Annotated in this window: 15 protein-coding genes; 4 read left to right on the forward strand and 11 right to left on the reverse strand. The window is 73.2% G+C overall.

Annotated features, from left to right (window positions below; translation table 11 throughout):
* Nucleotides 1-525: 525 nt before the first annotated feature.
* From ACFYSC_RS33785 to ACFYSC_RS33805, 5 genes are all read right to left on the reverse strand, one after another.
* Nucleotides 526-696, reverse strand: coding sequence for a DUF3073 domain-containing protein (locus tag ACFYSC_RS33785; protein ID WP_362933728.1), 171 nt, complete (start codon nt 694-696; stop codon nt 526-528).
* 456 nt (nt 697-1,152) lie between these two features.
* On the reverse strand, nt 1,153-2,373 hold the full coding sequence (gene fdhA / locus ACFYSC_RS33790; RefSeq protein WP_389969689.1) for a formaldehyde dehydrogenase, glutathione-independent: 1,221 nt from the start codon (nt 2,371-2,373) through the stop codon (nt 1,153-1,155).
* A 208-nt stretch (nt 2,374-2,581) separates the two neighbouring features.
* On the reverse strand, nt 2,582-4,501 hold the full coding sequence (locus ACFYSC_RS33795; RefSeq protein WP_389969691.1) for a SelB C-terminal domain-containing protein: 1,920 nt from the start codon (nt 4,499-4,501) through the stop codon (nt 2,582-2,584).
* Nucleotides 4,501-5,895 carry an L-seryl-tRNA(Sec) selenium transferase gene (selA, locus tag ACFYSC_RS33800; RefSeq protein ID WP_389969693.1) on the reverse strand — a complete coding sequence of 465 codons (1,395 nt, stop codon included), beginning with the start codon at nt 5,893-5,895 and terminating at the stop codon, nt 4,501-4,503. The genes ACFYSC_RS33795 and selA overlap by 1 nt, the downstream gene beginning before the upstream one ends.
* 128 nt (nt 5,896-6,023) lie before the next feature.
* A complete protein-coding gene (locus ACFYSC_RS33805) occupies nt 6,024-6,209 on the reverse strand; it encodes a hypothetical protein (protein WP_389969695.1) in 186 nt (61 codons plus the stop codon).
* A 208-nt stretch (nt 6,210-6,417) separates the two neighbouring features.
* Between ACFYSC_RS33805 and ACFYSC_RS33810 the strand changes: the two genes are divergently transcribed.
* The 3 genes from ACFYSC_RS33810 to ACFYSC_RS33820 are packed head-to-tail and all read left to right on the forward strand — an operon-like array spanning nt 6,418 to nt 9,444.
* Nucleotides 6,418-8,502 (forward strand): prolyl oligopeptidase family serine peptidase, encoded by a 2,085-nt coding sequence (locus tag ACFYSC_RS33810; RefSeq protein ID WP_389969697.1) that lies wholly within the window; start codon nt 6,418-6,420, stop codon nt 8,500-8,502.
* Nucleotides 8,462-9,244: a DUF5753 domain-containing protein gene (locus tag ACFYSC_RS33815; RefSeq protein ID WP_389969699.1), complete on the forward strand. Its 783-nt coding sequence runs from the start codon at nt 8,462-8,464 to the stop codon at nt 9,242-9,244. Before ACFYSC_RS33810 ends, ACFYSC_RS33815 begins: the two co-directional genes overlap by 41 nt.
* Nucleotides 9,232-9,444: a DUF397 domain-containing protein gene (locus tag ACFYSC_RS33820; RefSeq protein WP_389969701.1), complete on the forward strand. Its 213-nt coding sequence runs from the start codon at nt 9,232-9,234 to the stop codon at nt 9,442-9,444. The genes ACFYSC_RS33815 and ACFYSC_RS33820 overlap by 13 nt, the downstream gene beginning before the upstream one ends.
* Before the next feature lie 152 nt (nt 9,445-9,596).
* Here the strand turns inward: ACFYSC_RS33820 and ACFYSC_RS33825 are convergent, their stop codons facing one another.
* Complete coding sequence (locus ACFYSC_RS33825; RefSeq protein ID WP_389969703.1) at nt 9,597-9,974, reverse strand: hypothetical protein; 378 nt, start codon at nt 9,972-9,974, stop codon at nt 9,597-9,599.
* Nucleotides 9,971-10,213, reverse strand: a complete 243-nt coding sequence (locus ACFYSC_RS33830) for a hypothetical protein (protein WP_204046931.1) — start codon at nt 10,211-10,213, stop codon at nt 9,971-9,973. Before ACFYSC_RS33830 ends, ACFYSC_RS33825 begins: the two co-directional genes overlap by 4 nt.
* A 568-nt stretch (nt 10,214-10,781) precedes the next feature.
* Between ACFYSC_RS33830 and selD the strand changes: the two genes are divergently transcribed.
* Nucleotides 10,782-11,849 (forward strand): selenide, water dikinase SelD, encoded by a 1,068-nt coding sequence (gene selD, locus ACFYSC_RS33835; protein WP_389969755.1) that lies wholly within the window; start codon nt 10,782-10,784, stop codon nt 11,847-11,849.
* Nucleotides 11,850-11,866: 17 nt separating this feature from the next.
* Here the strand turns inward: selD and nrfD are convergent, their stop codons facing one another.
* The 4 genes from nrfD to ACFYSC_RS33855 form a co-directional block, all read right to left on the reverse strand.
* Nucleotides 11,867-12,868 carry an NrfD/PsrC family molybdoenzyme membrane anchor subunit gene (gene nrfD, locus ACFYSC_RS33840; protein ID WP_389969705.1) on the reverse strand — a complete coding sequence of 334 codons (1,002 nt, stop codon included), beginning with the start codon at nt 12,866-12,868 and terminating at the stop codon, nt 11,867-11,869.
* Nucleotides 12,869-13,010: 142 nt separating this feature from the next.
* Nucleotides 13,011-13,940 carry a 4Fe-4S dicluster domain-containing protein gene (locus tag ACFYSC_RS33845; protein WP_389969707.1) on the reverse strand — a complete coding sequence of 310 codons (930 nt, stop codon included), beginning with the start codon at nt 13,938-13,940 and terminating at the stop codon, nt 13,011-13,013.
* Nucleotides 13,933-17,121 carry a formate dehydrogenase gene (gene fdh / locus ACFYSC_RS33850; RefSeq protein ID WP_389969709.1) on the reverse strand — a complete coding sequence of 1,063 codons (3,189 nt, stop codon included), beginning with the start codon at nt 17,119-17,121 and terminating at the stop codon, nt 13,933-13,935. Before fdh ends, ACFYSC_RS33845 begins: the two co-directional genes overlap by 8 nt.
* Nucleotides 17,122-17,185: 64 nt before the next feature.
* A complete protein-coding gene (locus tag ACFYSC_RS33855; RefSeq protein WP_389969711.1) occupies nt 17,186-17,710 on the reverse strand; it encodes a hypothetical protein in 525 nt (174 codons plus the stop codon).
* Nucleotides 17,711-17,739 lie beyond the last annotated feature (29 nt).

The raw sequence follows: 17,739 nt of genomic DNA on the forward strand, positions 1-17,739 counted from the left end.
GGCCGGGGCACGCCGCCACGAAGGAGCGGCCGCCCCATAACAGAGAAAATGGCGAAATATGGTTACAAACCATGACAGGCCGCTCGCCGTCGTGACCGGCGCCTCCAGCGGCATCGGCTACGAGCTCGCGGCGCAGTTCACCCGCAACGGCTACGACCTGGTCGTCTCCGCCGAGGACGCGGAGCTTCACCCCCGAGCCCGCCAAGGCCGCCAAGGCCGCCAAGGCCGCCGCGAGCCGTCGGCTGTCGGAGCCCGGCTCGGGCGAGTGACCACGGGCCGCGCCCGCGCGTCCGCCGGGCGGCGGTCACGGGACCACGCCCGCGGCGTCCACCGGACAGGTGACCGCGAGGTCACGGGATCACGGGGATCACGGGGATGGCGGGGATCGCGGGAATCACGGCCGTGTGTCCGCCGGACGGACGACCGGACGGACGACCGGGCGACGCGATCGCCGGGACCGTTCCGCGGGCCCCCGCCGTGGCGGTGGGGGCCCGCGGAACGGTCCCGGATTCCGACCAGCTCTGTCTAACGGTCGGCGAAGTAGTCGTCGGCGGTGTCCTCGGCTTGGGACTCCGTCCGCGAACCACCCGCCGCGACGAGTTCCTCGCGCAGCCGATCGAGATCGATCCCGTGGTTGCCGTACTTGAGCTCGCGCGCCACCTTCGCCTGCTTCGCCTTGGCTCGACCCCGGCCCATTGGCTGTACTCCCTACACGCAGGTCCTGCTCGACCTCTTGTCACCGGTTGCGTTTCGCGGCGAACACGGCCCGGCACGGCCTGCGCGGTCGCTCAGGACGCGCTCGCCATGGCCGTCCTCGGCGGCACCCCGCCTCGTCCCCGACCGGAACGGGGTCGGAGCCGGCCGGGCGGTACAGGAGAACAGGCCATTACCATTATCCTACCCAAGATCGTTTCAATGTGAAAAACTCCGCCATTCCCGGGAATGGCAATCGGTGATCTTCTCCTGCACCATGTAAATCACTTCCGGTCAGGGAGAACACACCGACACCGTGAGCTCCCCGGGCCACCCGCGACCGCCCGGCGACACGGCCCGGCGCTCCCGGAACACGCCGGACATCCCGCCCTGACCAGGGCGTACATCCTTCCGGACCGGCACCGTACGAAAATTCCCCGGTACGGCGCGGCGGGGGCGTCAGGACGTGCCGAGCATCCCGTTCGGGTCCAGGACGTACTTGCGGGCGGCGCCCTCGTCGAACTCCCGGTAGCCGCGCGGCGCCTCCTCCAGCGGGATCGGCGTGGCGTTGACCGCCTTGGCGATCTGCACCCGATCGTGCAGGATCGCCATCATCAGCTGCCGGTTGTACCGCATGACCGGGCACTGACCGGTGAAGAAGGCGAGCGACTTGGCCCATCCGAGGCCCAGCCGGATCGACAGCGCCCCCTCCCGGGCGGCCTCGTCGGCGGCCCCCGGGTCCCCGGTCACGTACAGCCCGGGGATGCCGAGCGCGCCGCCCGCCCGGGTGACGTCCATGAGCGTGTTGAGCACGGTGGCCGGGTGCTCGGTGGCGGCCTCGGCCCCGTGGCCGCGGGCCTCGAAGCCCACCGCGTCCACGCCGCAGTCCACCTCGGGGACGCCGAGGATCCGTTCGATGTGGTCGCGGGGGTCGCCCTGGGACACGTCGGCGGTCTCGCAGCCGAAGCTGCGGGCCTGCGCCAGGCGGTCGGCGTTCAGGTCGCCGACGATCACCACGGCGGCCCCGAGGAGGAACGCCGAGGCCGCGGCGGCCAGGCCCACCGGCCCGGCGCCCGCGACGTAGACGGTGGAGCCCGTGGTCACCCCGGCGGTCACGCACCCGTGGTAGCCGGTGGGGAAGATGTCCGACAGCATCGCCAGGTCGAGGATCTTCTCCATCGCCCGGTCCCTGTCGGGGAACCTCAGCAGGTTCCAGTCGGCGTAGGGCACGAGGACGTACTTGGCCTGCCCGCCGACCCAGCCGCCCATGTCGACGTAGCCGTACGCCGACCCCGGGCGGTCGGGGTTGACGTTCTCGCAGATGCCGGTCCTGCCCTCCTTGCAGTTGCGGCAGCGCCCGCAGGAGATGTTGAACGGCACCGAGACCAGGTCGCCGACCTTGATGAACTCCACGTCCGGGCCGTTCTCGACGACCTCCCCGGTGATCTCATGGCCGAGGACGAGGCCGTGGGGGGCGGTGGTGCGGCCGCGGACCATGTGCTGGTCGCTGCCGCAGATGTTCGTCGCGACGGTCTTGACGATCGCGCCGTGCGGGACCTTCCGGCCGACGTTCGCCGGATTGACCCCCGGCCCCTCCTTCAGCTCGAACGTCGGGTAGTCGAAGTCCTCGACCACGACCCTGCCCGTTCCCTCGTAGACGACGCCCCTGTTTCCGGCCATGGCGCACCCCCAGGCGGTTCCCGCTTCTCTTCCCGGGCATACCCGCGACTCGGCGCGGAGATGTACGCCTATGAGAAGTTTGACCGCATTTCTGATGGTTTGAGGGGTACTGCGTCATGACGGCTCGGGAGCGGGGCGCCGGACGGGTCCCGGGATGTGAAGCCGTTCCGGTCCGGGGGCACGGCGCCGGGCCGGCCCGGGAGTGAGGTCACGGGCGGGTTCGAGGTACGGCACCGTTCCGGTCCGGGGGCACGGCGCCGGGTGCCGGGAGGCGGCATCGCCGGTGGTCACCGTCCCGCTCGGTCAGCCCCCGGCGGTCGAGGTGCTCCAGCAGCGGCACCGCGACCCGGCGGCTGGTGCCCAGGGCCTGCCGGGCCTGGCTGACCGTGAACGGCTGCGGCAGACGGGCCAGCGCCCGCGCCGCCCGGACGTCCGCGCCGGGCAGCAGCACGATCCCGTCGGCCACCCGCAGCAGCGCTCCCGCCGCCACCGCCGCCGCCAGCTCCCGGGACCCCAGCCCCAGCTCCGCCAACCGTCCGGCCTCCGGCGCCAGGAAGGGGCGCGCGGACAGCTCCGCGCCCAGCCGGGCGACCGCGCGGGCCACCGGGGCGGGCAGCGCGGGCCGTCCACCGGAGATCCGCCCGTCGGCGACGGAGAGCGGCGGCCGGACGAGCGCCGCCACCAGCCGCCGGTCGGGCAACCCCAGCACGTGCCTGGCGGCCTCGACCGGCATGCCCGGCTCCAGCGGATGTCCGGCCGCGTATCGTCGCACCGCCTCGGGAAGCCGCGCCGCCAGCCCCGCCCAGTGCTCCGGGTCGACGTGCCAGTCCCCGCACACCGGCTCGTCCGCGGGCGGGCAGCCCATCGCCCGCAGCTCGCCGGCGCGCAGCATCCGGTGGGTCCGCAGCAGGGCCGCCGCGCCGGGCACGGCCCCGGACAGCTCCGCCGCGCGCTCGCGGGCCGCGCCCCGGCGGCTCACCGACGGCGGCCGCACGTCCAGCACCGTCGCCCCCGCCAGCACCCGCACCTCGCCACGCTCGCGGCCCGGGTCACGCAGCAGCAGCACGTCGCCCACGTGCAGCGGCAGCGGCCTGGCCAGGCGCAGCCGTACGACACGGCCGCCGAGCGGGCGCACCGAGCACACCACGGCCGCCGACCCGATGTGCGCGGTCAACCGGCCCGGCAGGCGCTCCACCGGCGCGCCGGGCTCCTCCGGCCTCGTGGCCGCTCCCCGGGCCCCCGGCGCGCCCGAACCCGTCCCCGGTTCTGTTCCCCGGACGTCCGGCACGCCCGGTCCCGCGCCCCGGCCGGCCGTGCCGACCGGGGAGAGCCGCACGTCGACCAGGTCGGTGGCGGTCCACGCGCCCGGCGTGACCAGGGCCTGCCCCCGCTCGGGCACGGCCCGGCCGCGCAGGTTGAGCGCCACCCGCGCCACGCCGATCACCGCGGGCAGCGACTCCTTCAGGGACTCCAGCGCCCGGACCCGCACCGGCCCGCCGGGCAGCTCCAGCTCGTCGCCCGCGGCGATCCGGCCGTCGGGCAGCGTCCCCGTCACGACCGTGCCGCTGCCGTGGACGCTGAACGCCCGGTCGATCCACAGCCGCACCGGCGCCCCGGGATCGGGCGCGGGCAGGCCCGCCACCAGCCGGTCCAGCGCCCCGCGCAGCTCGTCGAGCCCCTGTCCGGTGCGTCCGCTCACCGCCAGCGCCTCGATCCCGGCGAGCCCGCCGGCCGCCAGGCGCGTGCGGGCCGCCTCCATGGCCGGGGCGGGGTCGGCGAGGTCGGCGCGGGTCACCACGAGCAGGCCGTGCCGTACGCCGAGGGCCTCGACCGCGGTCAGGTGCTCCTCCGACTGCGGCATCCAGCCCTCGTCGGCGGCGACCACGAACATGACGGCGGGCGCGGAGCCGACCCCGGCCAGCATCGTGGCCAGGAAGCGCTCGTGGCCGGGCACGTCGACGAAGGCCAGCCGCTCCCCCGAGGGCAGGGCCGTCCAGGCGTAGCCCAGCTCGATCGTCAGGCCCCGCCGCCGCTCCTCCTCCAGCCGGTCGGGCTCCATCCCGGTGAGGGCCCGCACCAGCGTGGACTTGCCGTGGTCGACGTGCCCGGCCGTGGCCACGACGTGCATCAGCGTCTCCCCCCGCGCCCGGCCCCGGAACCGTTCGCCCCGCCGTCCCGGAGACCGCCCGCCTCCCGATCCGCGGAGCCACCCCCGGAGTCGTCCGCCCCCACGGATGCGACGGCCCGGAGCACCGCCCGCGCCACCTCGTCGTCCGCCTCCGGCGGGGCGGCCCGCAGGTCGAGCAGGAGCCTGCCGCCCTCGATCCGCCCGACGACCGGCGGCTCACCGGTCCGCAACGGTACGGCGAGCCCCGCGGGCAGGCTCACCGCGGCGCTGGGCAGCGTCACGCCGGGCGCCCCACCGCCCCCCACGGTCGCCTCGCTCGGCACCGCCCGCGCGTCCGTCCCGGCCGCGGCCAGCCGTACGGCGAGCGCCTCGGCCCGCTCCCGCAGGACCGCCGGATCGGCGTGCAGCGCCCGGTGGACGGGGGTCTCGGGGCCGCGCAGCGTGGCCTCCAGCGCGGCCAGCGTCAGCTTGTCCACCCGCAGCGCGCGGGCCAGCGGGTGACGCCGGCACCGTTCGACCAGGTCGCGGCGGCCGAGCAGCAGGCCCGCCTGCGGCCCGCCGAGCAGCTTGTCGCCGCTGGCGGTGACCAGGTCGGCCCCGGCCCGCAGCGCGCCCGCCGCGTCGGGCTCGCCGGGCAACAGCGGTTCCCGGGACAGCAGGCCGGAGCCGATGTCGGCCACGACGGGCACGCCCAGCCCGGTGAGGGCGGACGCCTCCACCGACCCGGTGAACCCCTCGATCCGGTAGTTCGACGGGTGGATCTTCAGGACGAACCCCGTCTCCGGCCCCACGGCGTCCCGGTAGTCGGCGTAGGAGGTGCGGTTGGTGGTGCCCACCTCGCGCAGCCTCACCCCGGTGGACACCAGCAGATCCGGGATGCGGAAGCCGTCCCCGATCTCCACCAGCTCGCCCCGGCTGACCACGATCTCCCGCCCGGCGGCGAGCGCGGTGGCCGCCAGCACGAGCGCGGCGGCGTTGTTGTTGACCACGTGGACGGCCTCGGCCGCGGGCACCGCCCGCGCGAGCGCCTCCAGCGCGCCCCGTCCGCGGCGGGCGCGACCCCCGGCGGCCAGGTCGAACTCCACGTCGGTGCAGCCCGCCGCCGCGGTGACCGCCTCCACTGCGGCCTGCGACAGGGGAGCCCGGCCCAGGTTCGTGTGGACCAGGACACCGGTCAGGTTGAGCACCGGCCGGAGACCGGCGGCGTACCGGGGCAGCGCCGCCACGGCGGCGTCGGCCACCTCGGCGGGGGCGAGGCCGCCCTGCCGTACCCGCCGCTGGGCCTCGGTGACGGCCTCCTTGACCACCGCCCGCCCGAGCCTGCGCTCCGCCGCGGCGAGCCGCGGGTCGGCGAGAACGGTGTCGGTACGCGGCACGTGCCTTCGTGGGTCCACGTAACGAAAATAGAGCCGGACCGGAAGGGAACCTCATCCGCCCTGCCGGTACGGCCTGCGGTCACGTACTCCTTGATGAACCGCTGCCCCGCTCGGCAGACCAGAGTCTCCACAGAACCCGGCGCGGTTCAGTCGAAGGTGAACTCCCCGCCGGGGGTGCTTTCGGGCCACGCCCAGGCGTGGATCTCCGCCAGGTCGCGCTCCAGCTGAGACGAGGAGGCCGCCACTCCGACTCCTTCAACCTCCCCGCCAGGGCAGCGCGACACCCACCTTCCGTGCTCGAAGGTGACGACATACGTGATCGTCTCGTTCATCGGCTCATCCTTTCCACGACCGCTTCCAGACGCTTGAGGGCTTCGCGGAAGAGCTCCGGGTCGCGATCCGGGTCGGCACGGATCATGGCGGGAACCGAGATGTGCCGGGAGGAGATGAGCCGTGTCGGCCGTCACAGGCCAGGTGGCGGAGGGACGCTTGATCAATGTCCGGCACGTCATCGGATCTCCGGCATACGATCATGCGCCTATGAGCGACATCACCGAACCCCCGATCGCCCGGGTGGACGTCATGCGCGAGACCCTCCACGGCATCACCCTCGAAGACCCCTACCGGTGGATGGAAGCCGAAGACGGGGAGTTCCACCGCTGGCTGGACGGCCAGGCCGGGCACGCCCGTGAGCACCTGGACGCCCTGCCGCACCGCGCCGGCCTGCTGGCCCGGATCCGCGAACTGGGCGGTGCGCTCACGCGCTACTCCGGTCTCGCGATGGCGGCCGGCAGGGTCTTCGCCCTGATCCGCGAGCCGGACGCCCGCGTGCCGGTGCTGACGGTGACCGAGACCGGCGGAGCGAGCAGGGTCCTGTTCGACCCCGGCACGGTGCCCGGCGACGGGCACCACGCCATCGACTGGTACGTCCCCTCCCCCGACGGCCGCCACGTCGCCTGCGCCGTCTCCGCCTCCGGGTCGGAGGACGGCTCCATCCACGTGATCGACGCCGACTCCGGAGCCCTGCGGGAGACGATCCCGCCCACGACGCGTTTCGCCTTCCTGAGCTGGCTGGAGGACAACCGGTCGTTCGTCTATCACCGCTACGCGGAGCGGCACCGCTTGGACAGCCGCTCCTTCCTGCATCGGCTGGGCGACGACCCGGCGCGGGACACGGTGGTGCTGGCCCGCGGGCTCAATCCCCATGTCGAGCTGACCCCGCCCGACCGGCCCTTCCTGGTGGTGCCGCCACACGGCGAGTGGATGCTGGCGATCGTCTCCCACGGCGCGCTCAGCCCCTGGCCCTGGACCGGTGAGCAGCTGAGCGACTGCACGATGTACGTCGCGCCGCGGACCGGGCTGGCCGACCCGGCCGCCTGCCCGTGGCGGCTGGTCGCGGGCGCAGATGACGGCGTGACCGCCTTCGCCACCGGCCACGACACCCTCTACCTGGTCTCCCATCGGGACGCGCCGCGCTCGCGCGTGCTGGCCGTTCCGCTCGCCGCACCCGATCTGTCCCGGGCCCGGGTCATCGTGCCCGCGGGTGAGCGGGTGGTGGAATCGGTGCGGGTGGCAGGCGACCGGCTGCTGGTGCGCGATCTCGACGGCGGCGTCAGCCGGGTACGGCATGTGCCCCTGTCCGGCGGCGAACCCGCCGACCTGGTGATGCCGGTGGACGGCACCGTCGTGGAGTGGACCACCCACCCGACGCGGCCCGAGGCCCTGCTGCTGATGGCCGGCTGGACCGACGCGCCACGGCTCTACCGCTACGACGGCCACTGCCTGCGGGACACCGGGCTGGCGCCCCGCTCACCGGTGGACTTCGGCGGCGTGCACGTCCGCACCCTGCACGTGCCCGCGCGGGACGGGACGCCGATCCCGCTCACGGTCATCCACCGCAAGGACCTGGAGCTGGACGGCGACAACCCGGCCGTGCTCACCGGCTACGGCTCCCACGGGATGACCGACTGGCCGGAGTTCCGTCCCGAGATGCTCGCCTGGTACGAGCGCGGCGGCGTCTACGCCGTCGCGCACCTGCGCGGCGGCGGCGCCTACGGCCGCGAATGGCACGAGGCCGGGCGCGGTGAGCGCAAGGAGGCCACCATCACGGACTTCATCGACTGCGCCGGGCATCTCATCGCCCTCGGCTACACCCGTCCGGGCCGGCTGGCCGCCGAGGGCGCCAGCAGCGGCGGCATCCCCACCGGCGGTGCGCTGGTGCGCCGCCCCGATCTGTGGGCGGCCATGGTGATGCACGTGCCGACGGTGAACGCCACGCGCAACGAGTTCACCGACAGCGGGCCGGTCAACGTGCCCGAGTTCGGCAGCGTCACCACCGAGGAGGGCCTGCGCGCCCTGCTGATCATCGATGCCTGCCTGCGGGTCCGGGACGGCGTGCCGTACCCGGCGGTGCTGCTGACCGCCGGCCTGCGCGACGCGCGGGTGCCGCCGTGGCAGCCGGCGAAGCTGGCCGCCCGACTTCAGGCGGCCACGGCTTCCGACCGGCCGGTGCTGCTGCGCGTCGAGGAGCACGGCTGGCACGGCGCAGGCTCGACCAGCGACCAGGAGCAGGCATTGCTCGCCGATGTACTGGCCTTCGTCCTGCACGCGACCGACGGATCGTGATGACGACAGATACGTCGGGTACGGCACACACCCTCAGCCAGGTCAGCATGATCGAGAACGGCCGCCGCGCCCCCGGCCTCGACTTCGCTCGCAAGGCGGACTCCGTCCTCGGTCGGGGCAGGGAGCTGACCGACCTGCTCGACCGGCTGAACAGGGAGGCCGACCAGATGCCCGGTGGTTCCGCCCCTGGCTCGACTTCGAGTCCGAGGCCGAGTCGCTGCATGTCTGGGAGCTGGCGATGGTTCCCGGTCTGTTCCAGGTCGAGGGCTACGCACGGGCACTGATCGCCAACGAGCCCGGCACCACCTCCGACCAGGCGGAGGAGCGCCTGGCGGCCCGGCTCGACCGGCAGCGCCTCCTCGACCGGCCGGGTCCGCAGATGATGTGGGTGGTGCTGGACGAAGGCGTCCTGCACCGCCCCGTGGGCGGCCCCGAGGTGATGGTGGAGCAGATGCGGCGGCTGCTGGAACTGGCGGAGAGCCCTCGCGTCTCGCTGCAGGTGCTGCCCTACGTGGCCTACGGCACCGTCGGGCTGCTGGGCAGCTTCGTCGTCGCGGAGATGCCGGGCGAGGCTCCGCCGGTGGCCTACATCGACTCCCTGAGCACCGAGGATCGGGTGAGCGATAGGTCAGAAGAGGTAAAAAGCTTAATATGCAGACATGGCGTGATCAGAGCGGACGCCCTGTCCCGGAGAGAGTCACTCGGCCTCATCAAGGAGATGATGCGCAGATGGACGACCTGACCCGCGAGCTCTCCACCGCCCGGTGGCGCAAGTCCAGCCTGTCCGGCGGCGACGGAAGCAATTGCGTCGAGGTCGCCACCCTCTCGGGTGGGCGCCGTGCCGTCCGCGACACCAAGGACCGCACCGGCCCGGCCCTCGTCCTCACCCCCGACGCCTGGTCCGCCCTCACCACGGCGATCAGGGAAGGCCGCCTCGGCTGACAGCGGTGCGAGGAGATTTTGAGCTTCCACCCGCAATACGGACACCTCGTCTGAGTCGGCCTTGTACCGACGGGAAAAGAAGAGAGCCGTGCCTGCGACACACTCACCGCGGCGCGAACCAGAGTCTCCACAGAACCCGGCGCGGTTCACCGTCAGGCGCTTACCTTCAACTGGTGGACGCGCTGCTTGGACAGGCCCATGACGCGTGCCGTATCCGGCTCCGACCAATGGCTCGTCAGCACCTTCGCGGCCCTGACGGCCAGTTCCGCGGCGCGCTTGGCATGAGCTTCGGCCAGTTCCTTCTCACGGCTGTATTCCGCCACCACCTCTGCCACCTCCTCTGGAAGATCGAAGGTGAACTCCACGCCGGGAGTGCTTTCGGGCCACGCCCAGGCATGGATCTCCGTCAGGTCGCGCTCCAGCTGAGACAAGGAGGCCGCCACTCCGACTCCTTCCACCTCCCCGGTAGGGCAGCGCGACACCCACCTTCCGTGCTCGAAGGTGACGACATACATGATCGTCTCGTTCATCGGCTCATCCTTTCCACGACCGCTTCCAGACGCTTGAGGGCTTCGCGGAAAAGCTCCGGGTCGCGGTCCGGGTCGGCAGGGATCATGACGGGAACCGAGATGACGCCGTCCTTGATCACACGCAACGCGCACATGTCGCTCTTGAGGTGGTACAGCCAGTCAGCCGTGGCGCCCGCAGCTGCCACGATCGTCGCCACCTCGGCGAGCTGTCGCATGTGTGGAGGAAGGACCTCGGCCATGACGCGATCCTACTCCATTAGGAGGAACCTTCCTAGCGAGATAGGAGCAAGCTTCCTAGGAGGGTATACCGCCTATTCGCAACCTGGGTTGCCCGAGTTCGGTGGCTCATTCGGCCAGGCTACCGACGTGGATCACCGCCGGGCCGGTCGCATGGAGTCCCGTATCGATGCGGTTGGCCAGGCGGGTGGTGCCGGTGCCGTGGATTCCGCCGATACCGAGGTGGCCAGGGAGGTCACCATGGGGTCTGTTCCTCTTTCGAGGTCCGATACGAATATGGAGGCGTGAACTTCAGGCGGGGAAGGAGGGATGATGTGCCCGGCGTATGGCATGTCGCCCCCTGTTCGCTCGGATGACGCGCACCCGTTGCGGACCATCCGGGAGATCCGTGCGTCCTTGCCCGACGACCAACTCGTCCGCTTCGACACCGAGGTCGCCGAGACCGACATGTCCGAGCTGGAATCCATGCTCACCCGCGCCTCAGTATGGGCGTACGGTGAGCCGGGTAGGAGAGGGCCGCGCGCCGGACCGGCGCGTCACGGGTACCCGAGAGGACGCGGCATGACGGGCATGACGGCGGAACCCGGCTTCGGGGCGGGCCCATCGGAGCGGGTCCGGCTGACGCAGTACGCGCACGGCGGCGGATGCGCCTGCAAGATCCCGCCCGGGGAGCTGGAGGCCGTCGTGGCGGGCCTCGTGCGGCGGCCGGCGGAGGGCGCGGCCGGGAAGGGCGGGTCCGCCGACGGTGGGCCCGCGCCGCTGGGTGAGCTGGTCGTGGGCCTGGACGACGGCGACGACGCCGCCGTCGTCAGGATCGAGGGCGGCCGGGCCGTGGTCGCCACCGCCGACTTCTTCACGCCCGTGGTGGACGACCCCTACGACTGGGGACGGATCGCCGCGGCCAACGCCCTGTCCGACGTCTACGCGGTGGGCGGCGAGCCGCTCGTCGCGGTCAACCTCCTCGGCTGGCCCCGCGAGCGGCTGCCGATGGACCTGGCGAAGGAGGTGCTGCGCGGCGGCCTGGACGTGGCCCGCGCCGCGGGCTGCCACGTCGCGGGCGGCCACAGCGTGGACGACCCCGAGCCGAAGTACGGCATGGCCGTCACCGGCCTGGCCGACCCGGAGCGGCTGCTGCGCATCGACGCGGGCCGGGCCGGGCTGCCGCTGTCGCTGACCAAGCCGCTCGGCGTCGGGGTGCTCAACACCCGGCACAAGGCCACCGGCGAGGTCTTCCCCCAGGCCGTCGCCACGATGACCACCCTCAACCGGGACGCCTCCCGGGCGGCGCTCGCCGCGGGCGCCCGATGCGCCACCGACGTGACCGGCTTCGGCCTGCTCGGTCACCTGTACAAGCTGGCCAGGGCGAGCGGCCTCACGGCCGTGGTGGACGCGGCGGCCGTGCCGTACCTGGAGGGCGCCCGCGAGGCCGTACGCGACGGTCACGTCAGCGGCGGCACCCGCCGCAACCTCGCCTGGGTGGAGCCGCACCTGGACACCGGAACCGTGGCTGAGGAGGACGTGCTGCTGCTGGCCGACGCCCAGACCTCCGGCGGCCTGCTGGTGGCGGGCGAGGTGCCCGGCGCGCCGGTCGTCGGTGAGCTCCTCCCCTTCGACGGCACGGCCCTGCGGCTGCGCTGACCCGCCCCGGCGGGGGTCTAAGGCCAGGAGCGGGACGGGGCCGGGGTGGAGGCGCGGTCGCCCGACTCCAGGCGCTGACGCTGGGGCACCACGGTGTACTTCGGGTCGGCGGCCGAGGCCCGGCCGGCCTCCAGGACGCCGAACCGGGTGCACAGGGCCCCGCCGGTCAGCGCGAGGCCGGACAGCACGGTCAGCGTGCGGCTGCGGCCGGCGACCGCGGCGAGCAGGCCGCCGCCGGCGGTGAGGGCGCGGGCGGCCCGCATCAGGCGGCCGGACTTCCCCTCCCGGTACGGCTCACCGACCAGGCCGAGCCGGCGTTCGATCACCGCGCCCGCGGCCAGCTCGACGGCCGCCCCGGCCGCGGCGGCGACGCGGGCCGGGCCCGCCTGGGCGCGGGGGGTGGCCAGCATGCCCACGGCGCCCGCGCTGGCCAGGGCGCTCCCGGCGAACAGGAACGGCAGCTCCCGGTGCGCCTCGTGCCAGGCCGGCACGGCGGTGTCGGCGACGAGCACGGCCGTGTAGGTCGCCATCAGCGGGCCGGTCAGGGCGGTGACCATGGCCGCGGCGTCCCCGGCGGCGGGCAGCAGGGCGGCGACCCTCCGGGGCAACCGGGCCGCGACGACCGAGGCGGGCGCGGCGGACGTCACCGCCGAGGCGGTGGCGAGCGCGGTCAGCCCGCTGTGCGCGGCCAGGACCCAGGAGCCCACGCTCATCGGCGAGGTGGGCTTGAAGATCCGCAGCATGTTGAGGAACCGCTCGGGCCTGCCGAGTTCGGCGACCAGGAAGCCCGCGCCGAGGACGGCCCCGGCGGCGGCGGTGACGCGGGCGGTGAGCCCGAGCCGGTCGTGCCCGGCGAGCCGGGCCGCGGCCGACATCAGCGACGCCCCGCCGGACAGCCCGCCGAGGTAGAGGTAGAGCGGCATGTGGGGCACATGCCAGACCGGGGCCTTGATCACCGGCTGCCCGTAGTAGGACCGGAACTCGGCCTCGGGCACCATCGCGTCCTCGCGCCTCACCACCGCGTTCCCCTTCCGCCGGGCCGCGGGGCACCGGTCGCGTCCGTCGTGTCGCGCGTTCCCACCGGAACGGTTCCGGGAACCGGCGGCACACTCCCGGCGACCACCCGAACGGTCCCGGGAACCAGCGGCTCCGGACGCCGCCTCACCGCTTTCCCCGCAGGAACGCCGCGGCCATGACGCCGGCCATGGACAGCGCCGCGCCCGCGGCCCAGCCCCACATCGCGGGCAGGTCGCGGGTGGTGACCACCGGGTCGGGCGGCAGGCCGTACACCTCCGGCTCGTCCATCAGCAGGAAGAACGCGCCGTCGCCGCCCACGCCGTCGGTGGGGTCGGCGCCGTACAGCCGGGCCTCGGTCCTGCCCTGCCCGTGGAGCTCCGTCACCCGCTCCTCGGCGCGGGCGAGCAGCTCGTCCAGCGGGCCGAACTGGATGGACTCGGTCGGGCACGCCTTGGCGCAGGCCGGTTCCAGGCCGCCGCGCAGCCGGTCGTAGCACATCGTGCACTTGAACGCCCGGCCGTCGTCCTCCCGGCGGTCGATCACGCCATAGGGGCAGGCCGGCACGCAGTACCCGCAGCCGTTGCACACGTCGGCCTGCACCACCACCGTTTCGAACTCGGTGCGGAACAGCGCGCCGGTGGGGCAGACGTCCAGGCAGGCGGCGTGCGTGCAGTGCTTGCATACGTCGGAGGCCATCAGCCAGCGGTCCACCGGCCCGCCGGCCACGGCGCCGGGCCGTTCGCCGTCCGGGCCGGTCTCGACGCCGGGACCCACCGAGTCGGCGGGCGGCTCCCCGGCCCCGGACGGCCCGCCGGACCCGCCGTCCCCGGGAGCGGAGGCGGGGGCGGACGCGGGGGCGGACGCGGGGGCGGACGCAGGGGCGGGGACGCGCTGCTCGATGAACGCCACGTGCCGCCAGGTGCTCGCACCGAGGCCGCCGGTGTTGTCGTAGGAGGTCGCGCGGAAGACGAACCCGTCGTCGGGGACGTCGTTCCACTCCTTGCACGCCACCTCGCACGCCTTGCATCCGATGCAGACGCTCGTGTCGGTGAAGAACCCCACCCGCTCAGCCACGGCGGTACTCCTCCATCAGTTCGAGCAGAGCAGGTCCCCTGGGACGCCGGCCGGGCCGGATGTCGCAGGTCGCGGCCTTGCCCTCCTGGATGTAGACGTTCGGGTCGAGCACCACGGGCATCAGGTCGTTGGTCACGTCGCCGGTCACCACGCCGCCGCCCCAGCCCCAGTGGTACGGCAGGCCGACCTGCTCGATCCGGCGGCCGTCGAGCCGCAGCGGGCGGATCCGGCCGGTCACCAGGACGCGGGCCTCGATCGCGGCGCGCGACGTCACGATCGTCGCCCAGCCGCCGTTGACCAGGCCGATCTCCTCGGCCAGCCGGGGCGACACCTCGCAGAACAGCTCCGGCTGGAGCTCGGCGAGGTAGGGAAGCGTCCGGCTCATGCCGCCCGCCGTGTGGTGCTCGGTCAGCCGGTAGGTCGTCAGCACGTACGGGAAGCGCGACGACTCCGCCGGGTTGTAGACCACCTCCGGGCGGTCGTAGACCTTCCGGCAGGGGTTGGCCCGCCGGCCGTACAGCGCGTTGGGCACGGGCGACTCGTGCGGCTCGTAGTGCGTGGGCATCGGCCCGTCGGCCATGCCCGCCGGGGCGTACAGCCAGCCCTTGCCGTCGGCCTGCATGATGAACGGCGCGCTGCCGGAGATGGCGTCCTCGGCCGTGGCCTCGTCCGGGGGCAGGTAGTGCGGTGGCTTGTCCTTCTCGAAGTCCGGCACGTCGAGGCCGGTCCACTCGCCCTTGTCCTCGTCCCACCAGACGAGCTTCTTGCGCTCGCTCCACGGACGGCCCTCGGGGTCGGCGGAGGCGCGATTGTACAGGATGCGCCGGTTGGCCGGCCAGGCCCAGCCCCATTCCCGGGCGATCCGGTCCTGCTCGTGGCGTGACTTGCGGCGGGCGGCCTGGTTGACCTCGTCGGCGTAGACGCCGCAGTAGATCCAGCAGCCGCACCGGGTGGAGCCGTCCGGCTCCAGCTCGGTGTAGGCCGACAGGGCCCGTCCATCGGGGCCGGTGCCGTTGATCTCGCGCAGCACCGCCTCGGCCGACGGCTCGGCGTGCTCGCCGTGCTCGGGGTAGTCCCAGGTCAGCTCGCGCAGCGGCAGGTCGATGTCGTCGTCGGACAAACGCTGCCTGATCCGCTTGGCGAGGTGGTGGTAGAACCACAGGTCGCTGCGGGCGTCGCCCGGCGGGTCGACCGCCTTCTCACGCCACTGCAGCAGCCGCTGGGTGTTGGTGAAGGTGCCTTCCTTCTCGACGTGGCTGGCGGCGGGCATGAAGAACACCTCGGTGCCGATGTCCTCGGTGCGCATCTCCCCGGTCTCCAGCTCCGGGCCGTCCTTCCAGAAGGTGGCGGTCTCCACGAGCCGCAGGTCGCGCACCACCAGCCAGTCGAGGTTGGCGAGCCCGAGCCGCTGGAGCTTTCCGCCGGAGGAGCCGACCGCGGGGTTCTCGCCGACCACGAAGTAGCCCTTGACGGTGCCGTCGATCTGTCCCAGCACGGTCGTGTAGTGGCCGTGGTCGCCGGTGAGGCGCGGCAGGTGGTCGAAGCGGAAGTCGTTGTCCGGGGTGGCCGCGTCGCCCCACCACGCCTTGAGCAGGCTCACCATGTAGGAGCGCTTCCTGCCCCAGAACCCGGTGTCGGCGCCCGCGGCGGCGACGTAGCCGTCGAGGTCCTCGTGCCGGTGGGCGTGCGGCATCGGCAGGTAGCCGGGCAGGATGTTGAACAGCGTCGGGATGTCGGAGGAGCCCTGGATGCTGGCGTGGCCGCGCAGCGCCAGGATGCCGCCGCCGGGCCGTCCCACGTTGCCGAGCAGCAGTTGCAGGATGGCGCCCGCGCGGATGTACTGCGCGCCCACCGAGTGCTGGGTCCAGCCGACCGAGTACACCCAGGCGGTGGTGCGCTCCCGGCCGGAGTTGGCGGTGATCGCCTCGGCCAGCTCGGCGAACGCCTCCGGCTCGATGCCGCACACCTCGGCCACCGTCTCCGGGGTGTAGCGGGAGAAGTGCCGCTTGAGGATCTGGTAGACGCAGCGCGGGTGGTTCAGCGTCGGGTCGGTGGACGGCGTGGCCAGCATGGCGGGGCCACCCGAGCCGTACTCGTGCGGGCCGGCCGCCTCGGCGTGCTGGGCCCCGCCCTCAAGCTGCTCCGGGCGCTCCCCGGCCGCGGCCTCCTCCTCCGCGCCCTCGTAGGCCCAGCTCGACGGGTCGTACTTGTGTCCCTCGGCGTCGTAGCCGGAGAACAGCCCGTCGAGGTCCTCGGTGTCCCGGAAGTCCGCCGAGACGATCGTCGAGGCGTTGGTGTAGGCCAGGACGTACTCGCGGAAGTCGAGCCCGTTCGTCAGCACGTGGTTGATCAGCGCGCCGAGCAGCACGATGTCGGTGCCCGCGCGGATCGGCAGGTACCGGTCGGCGAGCGCGCTGGTCCGCGTGAAGCGCGGGTCGATGTGGAAGACCTTCGCCCCCCGGGCCTTGGCCTCCATCACCCACTGGAAGCCCACCGGGTGGCACTCGGCCATGTTGGAGCCCTGGATGACGATGCAGTCGGACTCGGCCAGATCCTGCTGGAAGTCCGTGGCGCCGCCACGCCCGAAGCTGATCCCCAGACCGGGGATGGTGGAGGAGTGTCAAATACGGGCCTGGTTCTCCACCTGTACGGCGCCGAGGGCGGTGTAGAGCTTCTTCATCAGGTAGTTCTCTTCGTTGTCCAGCGTCGCTCCGCCCAGGCTGGCGATGCCCAGGGTGCGCCGGACGACCTTGCCGTCCTCCTCCTGCTGCCAGGTCTCCCGCCGGGTGCGGACCACCCGGTCGGCGATCATGTCCATCGCGGTGCCGAGATCGAGTGGCTCCCACTCCGTGCCGTGCGGGCGCCGGTAGAGCACCGTCCTCTGCCGGTCGGGGCGGTTGACGAGCTGCTTGCTGGCCGAGCCCTTGGGGCACAGACGCCCCCGGGAGATGGGGGAGTCGGGGTCGCCCTCGATCTGGGTGACCCGGCCGTCCTTGGCGTAGACCAGCTGGCCGCAGCCGACCGCGCAGAACGGGCACACCGACCGCGCGACCTTGTCCGCCTGCTCGACACGGGGGCGGAGCGCGTCGGTCCGCGCCGACCGCGCCGCGTCGCTCCGGGGATCCTCGCCCCTCAGCTGCCGGAGGACCGGCCAGCGGAAGATCCCTCTCTCCCGTGTCATGCGCCTCTTGTTACCCATGCTCCTGGCGGGCTAATCCGCTTTTCGGCTTTCTCCATATCTGCTGTCATGTCGTCTTTTGAGCGGCCAGGGTCCGGTAGGCGTCGCGGACGACCAGCAGGCGGTCGAGACGGAACCTCCCCGGTCCGGCGTCCCGCACCCGCCTGCCGCGCTCGGTCCAGAACGCCTCCCCGGGCACCTCGTCCCGGCCGGGCGGGACGAACTTGACGACCTCCTCCACCGCCGCCACGGCGACCGCCAGCGCCGGCGCGGCCTCGCCCGGACCCGCCGGGGCGTTCCCCGCGACGGTGTCGGCCACCCAGAGCCACTCCCCGGCGTCCAGCAGCCGCGACGGCTCCGGCCCGCCGAACGCCGGGAACCGCGTGGGCGCGACCTCCCGCTCGGGCAGGGCGAACAGGGACTCCCGTACGGCGTCGCAGCCGGAGCAGGTCCCGGCGTAGCGGGAGACCGGATCGCCCGCCACGGTCACCAGCCCGCCCTCCCAGGCGGTGCCGGTCGATCCGCAGGCGCACGGGCTCAGGTCCAGGTAGAGGAGTGCCTCGTCCCTGCTCCGCGCCACCGGAAACGACATCTCACCCCTCCTCTCATCGGACCGCTCAC

The organism is Streptosporangium sp. NPDC004379, assembly GCF_042873875.1.
Classification (GTDB): domain Bacteria; phylum Actinomycetota; class Actinomycetes; order Streptosporangiales; family Streptosporangiaceae; genus Streptosporangium.

Bases quoted from the DNA above. Each gene is read 5' to 3' on its own strand.
- ACFYSC_RS33785 (WP_362933728.1), bottom strand. From the start codon at position 696: ATGGGCCGGGGTCGAGCCAAGGCGAAGCAGGCGAAGGTGGCGCGCGAG.
- fdhA (WP_389969689.1), bottom strand. From the start codon at position 2,373: ATGGCCGGAAACAGGGGCGTCGTCTACGAGGGAACGGGCAGGGTCGTG.
- ACFYSC_RS33795 (WP_389969691.1), bottom strand. From the start codon at position 4,501: ATGCACGTCGTGGCCACGGCCGGGCACGTCGACCACGGCAAGTCCACG.
- ACFYSC_RS33805 (WP_389969695.1), bottom strand. From the start codon at position 6,209: ATGAACGAGACGATCACGTATGTCGTCACCTTCGAGCACGGAAGGTGG.
- ACFYSC_RS33810 (WP_389969697.1), top strand. From the start codon at position 6,418: ATGAGCGACATCACCGAACCCCCGATCGCCCGGGTGGACGTCATGCGC.
- ACFYSC_RS33815 (WP_389969699.1), top strand. From the start codon at position 8,462: ATGTACTGGCCTTCGTCCTGCACGCGACCGACGGATCGTGATGACGAC.
- ACFYSC_RS33820 (WP_389969701.1), top strand. From the start codon at position 9,232: ATGGACGACCTGACCCGCGAGCTCTCCACCGCCCGGTGGCGCAAGTCC.
- ACFYSC_RS33825 (WP_389969703.1), bottom strand. From the start codon at position 9,974: ATGAACGAGACGATCATGTATGTCGTCACCTTCGAGCACGGAAGGTGG.
- ACFYSC_RS33830 (WP_204046931.1), bottom strand. From the start codon at position 10,213: ATGGCCGAGGTCCTTCCTCCACACATGCGACAGCTCGCCGAGGTGGCG.
- selD (WP_389969755.1), top strand. From the start codon at position 10,782: ATGACGGCGGAACCCGGCTTCGGGGCGGGCCCATCGGAGCGGGTCCGG.
- ACFYSC_RS33855 (WP_389969711.1), bottom strand. From the start codon at position 17,710: ATGTCGTTTCCGGTGGCGCGGAGCAGGGACGAGGCACTCCTCTACCTG.